General features: G+C 70.0%; 10 protein-coding genes. 3 read left to right on the plus strand and 7 right to left on the minus strand.

Translation table 11 applies throughout. The features are described from left to right. Positions 1 to 43: 43 nt before the first annotated feature. The 3 genes from FVA80_RS17445 to FVA80_RS17455 all read right to left on the minus strand — a co-directional run bounded on the left by FVA80_RS17445 (position 44) and on the right by FVA80_RS17455 (position 6,198). Complete coding sequence (locus tag FVA80_RS17445) at positions 44 to 1,192, minus strand: GGDEF domain-containing protein (protein WP_147906189.1); 1,149 nt, start codon at positions 1,190 to 1,192, stop codon at positions 44 to 46. A 212-nt stretch (positions 1,193 to 1,404) separates the two neighbouring features. Further along, positions 1,405 to 5,499 (minus strand): Pls/PosA family non-ribosomal peptide synthetase, encoded by a 4,095-nt coding sequence (locus tag FVA80_RS17450; protein ID WP_147906190.1) that lies wholly within the window; start codon positions 5,497 to 5,499, stop codon positions 1,405 to 1,407. A gap of 111 nt (positions 5,500 to 5,610) precedes the next feature. Further along, entirely contained in the window at positions 5,611 to 6,198 is a 588-nt protein-coding gene (locus tag FVA80_RS17455; protein ID WP_147906191.1) for a histidine phosphatase family protein, read from the minus strand. A gap of 99 nt (positions 6,199 to 6,297) precedes the next feature. Between FVA80_RS17455 and FVA80_RS17460 the strand changes: the two genes are divergently transcribed. Next, positions 6,298 to 7,290 carry a polyphosphate kinase 2 family protein gene (locus FVA80_RS17460; protein WP_147906192.1) on the plus strand — a complete coding sequence of 331 codons (993 nt, stop codon included), beginning with the start codon at positions 6,298 to 6,300 and terminating at the stop codon, positions 7,288 to 7,290. Positions 7,291 to 7,305: 15 nt separating this feature from the next. After that, complete coding sequence (locus FVA80_RS17465) at positions 7,306 to 8,466, plus strand: AAA family ATPase (RefSeq protein WP_147906193.1); 1,161 nt, start codon at positions 7,306 to 7,308, stop codon at positions 8,464 to 8,466. On the opposite strand, the gene fabI is transcribed toward FVA80_RS17465, so the two are convergent. Both fabI and FVA80_RS17475 read right to left on the minus strand, forming a co-directional pair. Continuing rightward, positions 8,463 to 9,287 carry an enoyl-ACP reductase FabI gene (gene fabI, locus FVA80_RS17470; RefSeq protein ID WP_147906194.1) on the minus strand — a complete coding sequence of 275 codons (825 nt, stop codon included), beginning with the start codon at positions 9,285 to 9,287 and terminating at the stop codon, positions 8,463 to 8,465. The genes FVA80_RS17465 and fabI overlap by 4 nt on opposite strands. A 126-nt stretch (positions 9,288 to 9,413) precedes the next feature. After that, a complete protein-coding gene (locus FVA80_RS17475) occupies positions 9,414 to 10,337 on the minus strand; it encodes a DnaJ C-terminal domain-containing protein (protein WP_147906195.1) in 924 nt (307 codons plus the stop codon). Between the two features lie 201 nt (positions 10,338 to 10,538). On the opposite strand from FVA80_RS17475, the gene FVA80_RS17480 reads away from it, so the two are divergent. Next, positions 10,539 to 10,925, plus strand: coding sequence for a VOC family protein (locus FVA80_RS17480; protein ID WP_147906196.1), 387 nt, complete (start codon positions 10,539 to 10,541; stop codon positions 10,923 to 10,925). 66 nt (positions 10,926 to 10,991) lie between these two features. Here the strand turns inward: FVA80_RS17480 and FVA80_RS17485 are convergent, their stop codons facing one another. Both FVA80_RS17485 and FVA80_RS17490 read right to left on the minus strand, forming a co-directional pair. After that, positions 10,992 to 11,804: a Crp/Fnr family transcriptional regulator gene (locus tag FVA80_RS17485; RefSeq protein ID WP_147906197.1), complete on the minus strand. Its 813-nt coding sequence runs from the start codon at positions 11,802 to 11,804 to the stop codon at positions 10,992 to 10,994. A 136-nt stretch (positions 11,805 to 11,940) separates the two neighbouring features. Next, a complete protein-coding gene (locus FVA80_RS17490; RefSeq protein WP_238261092.1) occupies positions 11,941 to 12,711 on the minus strand; it encodes a glycoside hydrolase family 25 protein in 771 nt (256 codons plus the stop codon). Between the last annotated feature and the right edge of the window lie 80 nt (positions 12,712 to 12,791).

Raw genomic sequence — 12,791 nt, forward strand, 5'->3', positions numbered from 1 at the left:
GCCCGCGATAGCGCATCCGCGGCCGATTTCCGACTGCGCCCGCTCAGGCCGCCTGCATCCGTCCGGCCACCACGACCCGGTCGCGCCCGCCGCGCTTGGCGACGTAGAGGGCGGCGTCGGCCCGGCGCATCAGCGCCTCGAAACTGATCCCGTCCCGAGCCTGCGCGATCCCGATGCTGACGCTCACTCGCAGGTCCGGCAATTCCGGCACCGACAGCCCCGCGAAGGTCCGGCGCAACTCCTCCGCGCGGGCCAGGGCCTCGGCAGGCGAGACGTCGGGCAGCAGGCAGGCGAACTCCTCGCCGCCGAGCCGGCCGAGCATCGCGTCCAGGGGCAACAGGGACGCGGCCATGGCGCAGAACCCCACCAGCACCGCGTCGCCGACCGCGTGGCCGTGGACGTCGTTGACCGCCTTGAACCGGTCGAGGTCGAACAGCAGCAGCGCCACATCCCGGTGCGTGGCGAGCGTCGCCTCAGCGACCCCCGTGAAGGCCCGGCGATTGGAAATGCCGGTGAGCGGGTCCGTCGCGGCGGCGATGCGCTGCTCGCGCTCGGCTCGTTCCTTCACCAGAGCCATGCAGGTGAAGGCCAGGGCGATCGAGAACAGCAGCGTGACGAAGCACAGGATCGCGACCCAGGGCGAGGTCAACGGGTTCAACCGCGGTGGCGGCGGCGCGAGCAGGGTCGATGGAATCCGCAACAGGTAGAAGGCGGCGTGCAAGCCCAGCGTGGTCTCGGCCGCCACGCGCGACGCGAGACGCTCCTTGCGCCCCCGCCAGAACTCCACGGCCGCATCGCCCGTGTAGAGCGCCGCCACCGCGGACGCGTACGCGATCCGGGCCTCGATCGATCCATAGAAGGCCGGCACGAGGCAGAGCACGCACCAGATCGCCGCGCCCGCGAGCGCCAGACCGATCCGGATCGGTCGCCCCTCGAACGAGCGGACACCGCTCCAGATCAGCCCGTAGGCCGCCAGCACCATGGCGTTGGACACCGCGATGGACACGAGGTCGGGAATCTGGCCGCGCAGGGCGAGGCCTCCGGAGCCGACCGCGCCGAGAATATGCGCCGCGCCCCATAGCGCCAGGGCGCGCGAACCCGGCGCCTGCCGCCATGACAGAACGAACAGCGTGCCGACCAGCAAGGTCATCACGGAACTGACGATCAGCAGGGTGGCTGGATCGAGATGCACGGCTTTCTATCAGTCTCCGATACTGAAGATAGCATAAGCCGCCCGGTATTGACCGGCTCACGAGGCTTGGGCCGGCTTAATTCGCAGCAGCGCGACGAAAATACCGCGCGGTTGTTTACGATTCGGCAAGGTGGATATCGGCGGCGATGACGACCGTCGCGTCCTCGCGCGTCCCAGGGCTCGTTTCAGGCGCCCCGGATTGACGCGGCGACCTATCCGGCCGCCCGTTGCTCGTCGCGCGCCGCGTGGATCACCGGCACCGCCGGGGCGCCTTCCCACTCCGTGTTGGCGGGGATCGACTCGCCCTTCATCACGATGGTGAGCGGGCGCAGCCGTGCGTAGTCGCCGACCTTGGTGTCGTACAGGACCGTCGCGAAGGCGCCGACCGAGACGCCGCGCCCGACCACGACGCGGCCGATCTTCATGATCCGGTCCTCGTACAGATGGGTTTGCAGCGCGGAGACGCGGTTGATCGTGGCGTAGTCGCCGATCGACACGCAGTCGAACTCGGTGATGTCGGTGGTGAGCATGCACACGCCCTTCCCGATCTTCACGCCGAACAACCGCAGGGCCCAGGGCAGGAACGGCGTGCCCTGGAGGTGCTCGAGCAGCACCTTGCCGGCCAACCCCCAATAAGCCACCGCGATCGCCTCGGTGCGCATCGCCCACCAGGACCACATCGGCTGCATGCCGGGCTTGTAGACGCCCATCAGCAGCCACTTCATCGCGATGACCGCGGCGGACTGGATCAGCGCGATGCAGACGCTGGCGGTCACGAAGCTGACGGCCAGACCGGTCCAGTCCTTCTCCAGGATGGCCGGGTAGAAATACCAGTCGATCACGGTGATCGCCAGGGTGATGTAGAGCATCGGCGAGAACGAGGTCGCGAAGGCCTCGAACACGCCGCGCCGGATCTTCGGCCACATCCCGGGTTCGTAGGTCTGCGCGGTCGATCCGAGATCGACCTTCTGGCGGGCCGGCAGCCGGATCGGCGGCGAGCCGAACCAGGTCTCGCCGGGGCTCATCGCGTCGTTGGCCGGCGGCTTCGACTTGATGCCGATCAGCACGTCGTCCGGGATGACCGCGCCGGGGGGGACCACGGCATCGTTGCCGACGAAGACCCGTGCGCCGGTGCGGGCGGCCTCGAGATGCATCCAGCCGCGCCGGACCTCCTCCTCGCCGTACACGACCTCGTCGGCGATGAAGTTTTTCGCACCGACCTCGGCGAGGTCGTAGCGGCCGGCGAGGTTGGTCGAGATCTCGGCGCCGTGGCCCATGTTGGCGCCCATCAGCCGGTACCACGCCCGCATGTAGACCGTGGCGAACAGTGACGAGAGCGTCTCGAGCGTGACCTCGACGGCGAGCGCCAGCGACCACTTGCGCAGGTAGAACAGCGAGTGGACCGAGTAGGTGCCCGAGCGGGTCCGCGGCAGCACGATCCAGCGGATGCCGGCGATCAGCAGCACCGTGCCGGCGGTCATCAGCATGGCGGTGGGCCAGGTGAGGATCGGCAGGTACCAGTGATAGTCGACATCGGTGATGTCGGAGAGCGAATCCGAGATCTGGTCGAAGATGAAGAACGCCGGGAAGATCGGCAGCAGGCCGACCGCCGGGATCGCGCCGAGCAGAACGATATAAGCCGCCGCGAAGGCGGCGCGGCGGGCCCACGAGGCCTCGGAGGCGGCCGGCAGGTCGGCCGTGTTCGCCATCCCGACCTTGCGGCCGGGCGAGCCGTCCCAGATCTCCGCGGGCCCGACCCGGGTGCCGGTCGGGATCGTGGTCAGGTCGGCGATCTCGGCCTGCGCGCCGATCACCGTGTCGTGGCTGAGCACGCAGGAGGTGCCGACCGCCGCGTCGGCGCCGATCTCGACCGTGCCGATCACCAGCTCGTTGCCGACGATCTCGGCATTGGCGATGACGAGGCGACCGCCGAGGGAGGCGCCGTCGCCGATGGTCAGCAGGTCCGGAGCGCCGATCTCGATGTCGGAGATCAGCGCATCATGGCCGACCTTGGCGCCCATCAGCCGGAGGTAGACCGAGATCGCCGGCGAGCCCTGGAGCCACTTCACGTGGACGAGGGGCGCGAGGCGCTGGGTCAGCCACCAGCGGTAGTAATAGCTCCCCCAGAGCGGGTATCGGCCCGGCTTGGTCCTGCCGAGGATCAGCCACTTGCCCGCCACCGCGACCACCGCGGTCACGCCGTTGATTGCGATGTAGACGAGCAGCAGGACGCCCAGTTCGGCGAAGAAGCTGAGACCGCCGCCGGTAAGCAGCAGGTAGGTCACGAACATGCCGAGCCACTGCGCGGTGGCGAGCGCGATGACGAAGGGCAGCGCGATCAGCTGGCCGAGGCCGCACAGGGCCCGGCGCAACAGCGGCGGCGGTTCGAAGCTCAGGTCGCGGATCGCAGCCGCCGCGCCCATGCCGCCGGTGCGCGCGATCAGCGCGTCGGCCATCGCCCGCATGGTGCGCAGGGCGTAGACGTCCGGCAGCGTGATGCCGGCGAGCGCGGGCGCCTCGCGGACTGCGGACACGAAGCGGGCGGCGAGCAGGGAATGGCCGCCGAGATCGGCGAAGAAATCGCCCTCGAGCGGGATCGGCTGGTTGCCGAAGACCTGCTTGGCCGCGGCGACCAAAGCCGCTTCGGTCTCGTTGGCCGGGGGCTCCTGCTCGCCATCGGCGGATGCGACCGTGAGCGGGGCGATCTTCAGGGCCTTGCGATCGACCTTGCCGGAGGTCAGCCGCGGCAGGGTCTCGGCCAGCTCGAAATGGCCGGGCACCATGTAGGGCGGCATCTGGCCGGCCAGCGTCCGGCGCAGGGCGGCGGTATCCACCGTCCGCCCGCGTTCGGGGATCAGGAAGGCCACGAGCCGGTCGACGCCGTCGTCCTGGCGCAGCACCACGGCGGCCTGGTTGATGTCGGGCACGCTGCGGATCCGCGACTCGATCTCGCCGAGTTCGACCCGGAAGCCGCGGATCTTCACCTGATCGTCGATGCGGCCGTGGAACAGGATCCGCCCGCCGGCATCCAGCGAGACCGCATCGCCCGAGCGGTAGAGGATCGGGTCGGTCCCGTCCGAGGCGAACGGGTTGGCGATGAACTTTTCGGCGGTCAGCTCGGGCCGCGCGAGATAGCCGCGGGCCACCCCGGGCCCGCCGATCAGCAGCTCGCCCTGTTGATCGCGCCCGAGCAGGCTCAGATCCTCGCCCGCGACGTAGACCGAATAGTTCGGGATCGGTCCCCCGATGGTCACCGGCTCGCCGGGCCGCATCTCGGCCGCGGTGGCGACCACGGTCGCCTCGGTCGGCCCGTACGTGTTGAAGAGCTGGCGCGCGCCGGTCGCCCAGCGGCCGACCAGCGGCTCCGGCAGCGCTTCGCCACCGAGCAGCACGAGGCGCACGGTCGGCAGGTCGCCGGAGATCATCGCCAGCAGCGTCGGCACGGTATCGAGCACCGTGATCCGCTCGGCTTCGAGAATGCCGGGCAGGGACTCGACGTCGCCCATCATGGCCGGGCTCGCCACGAACAGCGTCGCGCCCACGAGATACGGGACCCAGATCTCCTCCATCGACAGGTCGAAGGCGACCGAGGCGCCCTGGAACACGATGTCGTCGGCGCGCATGCCGTAGAGCGCGTTCCCCGACCGGAGGAAGTGGCAGATGTTGGCGTGGCTGATGACGATGCCCTTGGGCACGCCGGTCGAGCCCGAGGTGTAGATCAGGTAGGCGGGATCCTCCGGCGTCAGGCCGGCGGCGCGGGCATCCGGTACCGGGGCATCCGTGGGTGTCGCCGCGTCGAGATCCGCCGGGGTCAGGGCGGGCGCGGCGTCGGGCGCCGTCGCGGCGAGGGCAGGTGAGACCAGCAGCGCCTTGGCGGCGGCATCCGTGAGACAGACTCCGACCCGGTCGGCCGGCGCCTCGGCGTCGAAGGGCAGCCAGGCGGCGCCCGACAAGGTGATGCCGATCTGGGCGACCAGCAGGTCCGGGCCCCGGGCCATCCACAGGCCGACGACGTCGCCGGGGCCGATGCCGCGGTGGGCGAGGCCGGCGGCGATCCGGCCGGCGCGAGCGGCGACCTCGGCATAGGTCAGGCTCGGATGGACGCCGCCCGCGATCACGCGGGCGCCGTCGACCAGGCAGGGATGCTCCGGCCGGGCGCGGGCCGAATCCAGGAAGATCTCGGCCAGCACCTCGTCGCGGATCAGGTCGGGGCGGTGCGCGCCGCGCAGCACGGCCGCCCCGCCCGCCGGACGCTCATGCGCCTCGGCCGCCGGTCCGGACCGGGTCTTCTCGGCGACGTCGCTCATCCGCTGCTCCGCTGGCCGACCGAACAGATCGGCGCATACCGTGGCGACTGCCCTATAGCCAGCCGATCATGCCGTTATCGAGGCGGCTTTGAACCCTGGGTGAAGGACGGCTTAAGCCCAGCGCCAGCCCGACGGCTCCAGGACCAGCACCTCGCCCTGGCGGATGCCGAGGCGCGGCGCCGCGTAGATGTCGAGATGGCCCAGCGCCACCAGGGCAGCCCGGGCGACGCCGCCGTGGGCGACGATCACGGCATCCCGCTCGAGCCCGGACAGAACCGGCCCGACCCGCTCCACGAGCGCGGCATAGCTCTCGCCACCCTGGCCGGGCGGACGGTGGTTCCAGCGCTCGCGGTCGCGGGCCGAAGCGCCCCCCGGGTCACGGCGGCGGATCTCGGCCCAGGTCGAGCCCTCCCAGTTGCCGAAGCCGATCTCCCTCAGCCGGGGATCGGTGCGGTACGCCTCCGCCGGCAGGCCCAGCGTCGTGCGCAGGATCTCCATGGTCCGCCGGGTGCGCTTGAGCGGGCTCGCCAGGAACTCCGCCTCCGCCACACCCGCCCCCGCCACCGCGGTCAGCCGCGCGGCCACGGCGACGGCCTGCGCCTCCCCGTGCGGGTTGAGATCGATGTCGCGACTGCCCTGCAGGCGGCCCTCGGCGTTCCAGGCGGTCTGGCCGTGGCGGATGAAATAGATCGTGGCCAACCGTCTCAAAATCCTGTCGCTGTGCAGGCGCCCGGAACGGCCGGGCGTGCCAACCGTTCTGGGCGTTCGTCGGCAAAGCCCCTCGATAAGGTCCTGCCCATGTCTAAGAAGCACGGCAAGCATCTTCCCGGCCAGTCGCAGGACGGGGGCGTGACAGACGCCCCCGATCGGCACCAGGCCGCCCGGGCGCGGGTGCCCTCGACCGCTGTCTGGGCCGGTGCGGCCGATGCGATCGCCGGGGCGGTCCCGGCGGCCCTGGGCGGCCATCGGCCGGCCCCGATCCGGGTCGCACCGGGGATCGTGGCTGTCGAGCCCGGAATGCGGATCGACCTGACGGCCGTCGACGCCGACGCCGATGGCGGCCTCGACAAGGTCTGGGCCAAGGACGCCCTCGGCCGGGAGCGCGAGCGGATCAGCGCCCTGCAGGAGCGGCTGTATGCCGAGCGCGCCCGCAGCCTGCTGCTGGTGTTCCAAGCGATCGATACCGGCGGCAAGGACGGGACGATCCGGTCGGTGCTCAAGGGCGTGAACCCGCAGGGTTGCACGGTGTCGTCGTTCAAGGTGCCGTCGAGCGACGAGCTCGATCACGATTTCCTGTGGCGCTACCACGCCAAGACGCCGGGGCGCGGCATGATCGGCGTGTTCAACCGCAGCCATTACGAGGACGTCCTCGTGGTGCGGGTAAAGGAGCTGGTGCCCGACCCGGTCTGGCAGGGCCGCTACCGGCTGATCAACGATTTCGAGCGGCTGCTCACCGAGTCCGGCACGGTGGTGATCAAGTTCTTCCTGCACATCTCCAGGGACGAGCAGAAGAAGCGCCTGGAAGCCCGGATCGCCGACCCGGAGAAGCACTGGAAATTCGACCCCGCCGACCTCGTCGAGCGGAAAGCCTGGGACGCCTACCAGCAGGCCTTCGCCGACGCGCTCTCGCAATGCTCGACGCCGCGCGCGCCGTGGCTTGTGGTGCCGGCCAACCACAAGTGGTTCCGCAACTACGTGATTGCCCGAACGATCGCAGATACGCTGGAGGCGATGGACCCACGATTCCCGAAGGCCGCGAAGGGAATCGCCGATCTGAAGGTCCCGAACTGATCCAAGGGGTGCCGCATGCTGGTGGTTCGGGAGGTCGCGGTCTCGGGCTACCGCTCGCTCCGGCGGATCGGCTTCCCGATGGACGACCTGTCGGTGTTCGTGGGCGGCAACGGCACCGGCAAGACCAACCTGTATCGCGGCCTCGAACTGCTTCAGGACGCGGCCCGGGGGACGCTCACCCGCGCGCTCGCCGTAGAGGGCGGGATGGATTCGGCGCTCTGGGCGGGGCGTCGGCGGCACGGCGAGGCGGCCCGGATCCGCCTGTCAGCCAGCCTGCACGATGACGGAACCGGGCAGGCGTTCACCTATGCGGTCGAACTCGGGCTCGTGCAGCAGGCCGGCGGCACTACCTACGGCGCCGCTTTCCGCAAGGAACCGCAGGTGAAGGCCGAGCGGTTGACCGTCCGGACCGGCCCCCGCACGGCGGTCATCCTCGACCGCGACGGCCGGACCGGCTTCGCCCGCGACGAGGAGGGGCGCAAACGGCCGCTGGCCCTGGATCTGCTGCCCACCGAAACCGCGCTCGGCACCTTCCTGGACGCGACGCGTCACCCGGAGATCGCCTTGGTTCGGCTCGCCATGACGGCTTGGCGCTTCCACCATGATTTTCGGACCGATGCCGAGTCGCCGCTCCGCCGCCCGTGCCTGGCAGTGACGACGCCGACCCTCGCCTCGGACGGGTCCGACCTCGCTGCCGTGTTCGCCACCCTGGCCCATATCCGGCAGGACACGGGCGATCTCGATATGGCGCTAGACGGCGCCTTCCCGGGCGCCCGGCTCGTGGTGCCGGAGCCGGGGCGCGAGGCGAGCTTCGGCGTCACCTTCCCGGACTTCCCGGGCCGCACCTTCGCGGCCTCGGAACTGTCGGACGGGACGCTGCGCTACCTCGCCCTCACCGGAGCGCTGCTGGCCTACAGGCTGCCGCCCTTCATCGCATTGAACGAGCCGGAATCGAGCCTGCACCCGGATCTGATGGAACCGCTCGCCCGGATGATCGCCCGGGCCGCCGAGCGCACCCAGATCTGGTTGGTCACGCATTCCGAGCGGCTGGCGGACGGGATCGCGACCCATGGGGGCGCCAGGCCGCGGACGGTCATCAAGCGCGACGGCGAGACCTGGATCGGCGGGCTCACCCTTTCAGGTGAATTCGCGGACGCGGACGACGACGAAGATTAATCCTTGTCGAGGGTCAGGTCCGGCGCATCGGGGCTCTTCATGCCGACGACGTGGTAGCCCGCATCCACGTGCAGGATCTCGCCGGTCATGCCCGCGGCCATGTCGGAGATCAGGTAGGCGGCGGTCTCGCCGACCTCACCGATGGTCACGGTTCGGCGCAGGGGCGCGTTGTACTCGTTCCACTTCAGAATGTAGCGGAAGTCGCCGATTCCCGAGGCCGCCAGGGTCTTGATCGGGCCGGCCGAGATCGCGTTGACGCGGATGTTCTTCGGCCCGAGATCGGCCGCGAGATAGCGCACCGAGGCTTCGAGCGCCGCCTTGGCCACGCCCATGACGTTGTAGTGCGGCATCCACTTCTCGGCGCCGTAATAGGTCAGCGTCACCAGGGAACCGCCCGGGCGCATGATCCTCTCGGCGCGCTGGGCCACCGCCGTGAACGAGTAGCACGAGACCAGGAGCGACTTGGTGAAGTTCTCCTCGGATGTCTCGAGGTAGCGGCCGGTCAGCTCGTCCTTGTCGGAAAAGGCGATGCAGTGGATGACGAAGTCGATGCCCTCGGGGAAGACCCGGGCGGCCTCCGCGAACACGGCGTCGATGGTCGCCGCCTCGGTCACGTCGCAATGCCCGATGACGTGGGCGTCGAGTTCCTTGGCCAAGGGCTCGACCCGCTTGCGCAGGGCGTCGCCCTGATAGGTAAACGCGAGCTCGGCCCCGTGCGCGCGGGCGCTGCGGGCGATGCCCCAGGCGATCGAGCGGTTGTTGGCGACACCGAGCACGAGGCCCCGCTTGCCCGCCAGAATGCCCTGCCCGTGTTCCGCCATGATCGATCCTGGAAACCTCTCGGCCCCTTGCGGCACCGGGGGTCTCCTTAACGGAGCCCGCTCGGAGACGGAAGTGCGCACCCGGCCGCCGGGCGACCGGGCGCGGGGCGCCTGTTACGCAGCGTTCTACGCCACCTTGGCGCGTCGGTTCCTGGCGAACTCGATGAGCGCGGGATCCTCGCTATCCGGCAGGGTGATCGCCGTGGTGGCGAGCAGGTCGCCGCGGGTGCCGTCCTTCTTGGGAAGGCCCTTGCCGCGCAACCGGAACGTGCGGCCCGAACTCGTCATCGGCGGCATCTTCATCTCGACCGCGCCGGTCAGGGTCGGCACCCGGATCGTGCCGCCGAGCACGGCGTCCTCCAGCGGCACCTCGACGCTGACCTTCAGGTCGGCCCCCTCGACGGTGAAGCGGGGATGCGGCCGGACCCGGATGGTCAGCAGGGCGTCGCCGGGCTCGCCGCGGGGGCCGGCGCTCTGGCCAAGGCCACGAAGCCGAATGGTCTGGCCATCCTCGACGCCCCGGGGGATCACCACGTCGACCTCCCGGCCCGTGGGCAGGGCGAGGCGCAGCTTTTCTTCGCTGGCGACCTGCTCCAGGCTCACGGACAGCTCGGCCGCGACATCCTCGCCCTTGGCCGCCTGGCGCTGGCCGGGCCCGGCACCGCCCGCGCGGAACGCCTCACCGAAGATGTGCGAGAAGATGTCCTCGCCCATCCCGCCGCCGCCCATTCCGCCTTGCCGGCTGCGGGCCATGTTCTCGAAATCGAACCCGCTCGACCGGCCGCCGCCGAAGCCGCCCGAGAACCCTTCGAAGCCGCTGGCGCGCGGCTTGCCGTCGCCGTCGATCTCGCCGCGGTCGAACTGCTTGCGCTTCTCGGAATCGCCCAGGATCTCGTAGGCCGAGTTCGCCTCGGCGAATCGGTCCTTGGCCTTCACGTCGTTCTTGTTGCGGTCGGGGTGGAAGTCCTTGGCGAGCTTGCGATAAGCCTTCTTGATGTCGGCTTCGCTCGCTCCCTTGGCCACGCCCAGCACGTCGTAGGGATTGCGCATCGGTCTCTTGAGGCTGTGCGGTGGGGTATCCACCCGGATGTGGGAAGGCTGTTGCATCCCTGCAACGGTCATGGCGGCGAAAGTCTGCGGGTTCGGGCGCTGCGTCAAGCGGTGGATCTCGCTCCGGCGCGCGCGACCGCATAACCTGGACGCGTGACGCCATCACCGGCTCGCCGGCAGCGGGCCGCGGGAGGAAATCCGATGCAGTATGCCTGCGACCACGTCCATCTGCGCAGCCGCGACGCCGTGAAGGCCGGAGCCTTCTACGTGGAGACCTTCGGGGCCACGGAGGTGGAGCGCGTCGGCGCCGATCCCGTGCAGCGCATGGTGCTCAACCTCGGCGGCCTGACCGTCTTCATCGAGCAGGCCCCCTCCGAGACCGCCCCCGCCACGCAGACGCCCTGCCTCGGCATCGAGCATATCGGTCTGCGCGTCGCCGACATCGACGCCGCCATGGCCGAACTCGCAGGCCGCGGCGTCACCGTGCGGATGCCCATCACCGAGCGCGGCCAGGGCGTGCGGATCGCCTTCGTGGAAGGTCCGGACGGGGCGCTGATCGAGATCCTGGAGCGCCGGGCGGCCGGCTGACAGGCGGTCCCTCAGAAGGTTCGCGGGCCGCGCCCGAGCCCGAGCCCTTCGAACGTCCGGATCGCCTCAGCGCCGGGCGCCGCCGTGCAGGGCCAGCGCCGGCTCCCGGTCGCCCTCGGTTGGAGATGGCGGCTCGATCCGGTCGAAGCCGTCCGCGCTGTAGACCGCGCCGAGCACCGTCTTGAAATGGCGCTGCACCCGGGCGTGGCACTCGCAAGCCGAGCCCGACATCGCCCGGCGGTCGAGCACCGTGATGCGTCCTCGCCCGACCCGGATCAGGCCCTGGTCCTGAAGCGTCCGCAGGATGCGGGTCAGGTAGGTGCGCTGGACGCCGAGCATCGAGGCCAGCAATTCGTGGGTGATTGGCAGGGTGTCGCCTCCGATCCGGTCCTGTAGCGTCAGGAGCCAACGCAGGCAGCGCTGCTCGATCGGATGGAGGGCGTTGCAGGCGGCGGCCTGCAGCACTTGCGCCAGGAGGCAGTCGCCGTAGCGTGCGAACAGGTTGCGGACCTCGGGGGATCGGCGCTTGGCGTCCTGGAGCCGGTCGGCCTCCAGGCGCAGCATCGGCCCGCCGATCTGCACGATCGCCTCGGTGGATGCCGGCACCCGGCCCGCGCTGACGATGCCGCCGACGGCTCCCTCGCGACCGATGCTCGCGGTCTCGGCGCAGCGCCCGTCCCGGGTGCCGATGATCAGCGCCACGACGGTCTGGTCGCAGGGGAAGGTGATGTGCGCCACCTCCGTGCCGGCCTCGAACACGATCGCCCCCTTGTCGCAGGAGACCCGCTCGAGATGGGGGACGATCAGCGCGCGGTCGGACTCCCGGAGCGCGTCGAGGAGCAGGTTGCCCGTGAGGGAAGCAGCGCGGTCAGCGGGCATGCAGGTCGGGGACCGTGGAACGGGAGGCGTCCGAAAGGAACCTCGTCGGGCGGCCCGCTTGCTTGCGGGCGAATCCGACACGCTTATATCCCGCCCCCTGACCTGGAACCAACCTAAGTCTATCCCGCCCGATCATTTATTTGTCGGTGCAAAGACCCTGTTCCGAAAGCCGCCGGTGCTCGCGCGGGTCGCAATCGGTCGACAGGAACGAGGCCCAGTCGGACGGCGTGCCGTAGAAAGCGTTGCGGTCGACGTCGCCCTGCACCCCGGGGACGCGCCCGGTGGAGGTGAATTGCCACAGCATCCACTTCCGGTTGACGAAGCGCTGCTCCGGCTCGGCCGCGGTGGAGCGCAGCCAGTGCGGGTAGTCGGGCAGTTCGCCTTCCAGCACGTCCTTGTGGAAGGTGATGTCGGTGTAGATGATCGGGCGCTTGCCGGTGTAGCGCTCCATCTCTTCCAGCATCTCCGTGACCATCGCGAGAGCCTGCGCCTTGGGCAGCTTCTTCGGGCAGGTCTGCGAATGGCCGTTCCACTCCACGTCGAGCACCGGCGGAAGGGCCGTCGGGTCGTTCGGCACGTTGCGCTTGAACCACTCCATCTGGTCCCGGGCGGAGCGGCACCAGAACACGAAGTGGTAGGCGCCCCGCGGCACGCCGGCCTTGGCGGCGTTGTCCCAGTTGGTCCGGAAGCGCTCGTCGACGTGGTCGCCGCCCTCTGTCGCCTTGATGAAGGCGAACTGAGTGCCGGCGGCCCGGACCGAGGCCCAGTCGACGTTGCCCTGCCATTTCGAGATGTCGATGCCCTGGATCGGGTGCTGCTTGGCTTTGGCCACGCCCGGATGGGGCTTGGCGTCACCCTTGGTCGGGTAGAAATTCGTGTTCGACGCGCACGCGGCCAAGCCGGCCATCACCGCGACGGCCAGCACCCGGGCAGCGACGCGCCGAACGCTTCTCAACCGGCCGGCACCCCGAATCGCCGAAGCGGACG

This window comes from Methylobacterium sp. WL1, from assembly GCF_008000895.1.
Taxonomy (GTDB): domain Bacteria; phylum Pseudomonadota; class Alphaproteobacteria; order Rhizobiales; family Beijerinckiaceae; genus Methylobacterium.

Bases quoted from the DNA above. Each gene is read 5' to 3' on its own strand.
- FVA80_RS17450 (WP_147906190.1), bottom strand. From the start codon at position 5,499: ATGAGCGACGTCGCCGAGAAGACCCGGTCCGGACCGGCGGCCGAGGCG.
- FVA80_RS17460 (WP_147906192.1), top strand. From the start codon at position 6,298: ATGTCTAAGAAGCACGGCAAGCATCTTCCCGGCCAGTCGCAGGACGGG.
- FVA80_RS17465 (WP_147906193.1), top strand. From the start codon at position 7,306: ATGCTGGTGGTTCGGGAGGTCGCGGTCTCGGGCTACCGCTCGCTCCGG.
- fabI (WP_147906194.1), bottom strand. From the start codon at position 9,287: ATGGCGGAACACGGGCAGGGCATTCTGGCGGGCAAGCGGGGCCTCGTG.
- FVA80_RS17475 (WP_147906195.1), bottom strand. From the start codon at position 10,337: ATGCGCAATCCCTACGACGTGCTGGGCGTGGCCAAGGGAGCGAGCGAA.
- FVA80_RS17480 (WP_147906196.1), top strand. From the start codon at position 10,539: ATGCAGTATGCCTGCGACCACGTCCATCTGCGCAGCCGCGACGCCGTG.
- FVA80_RS17485 (WP_147906197.1), bottom strand. From the start codon at position 11,804: ATGCCCGCTGACCGCGCTGCTTCCCTCACGGGCAACCTGCTCCTCGAC.
- FVA80_RS17490 (WP_238261092.1), bottom strand. From the start codon at position 12,711: ATGGCCGGCTTGGCCGCGTGCGCGTCGAACACGAATTTCTACCCGACC.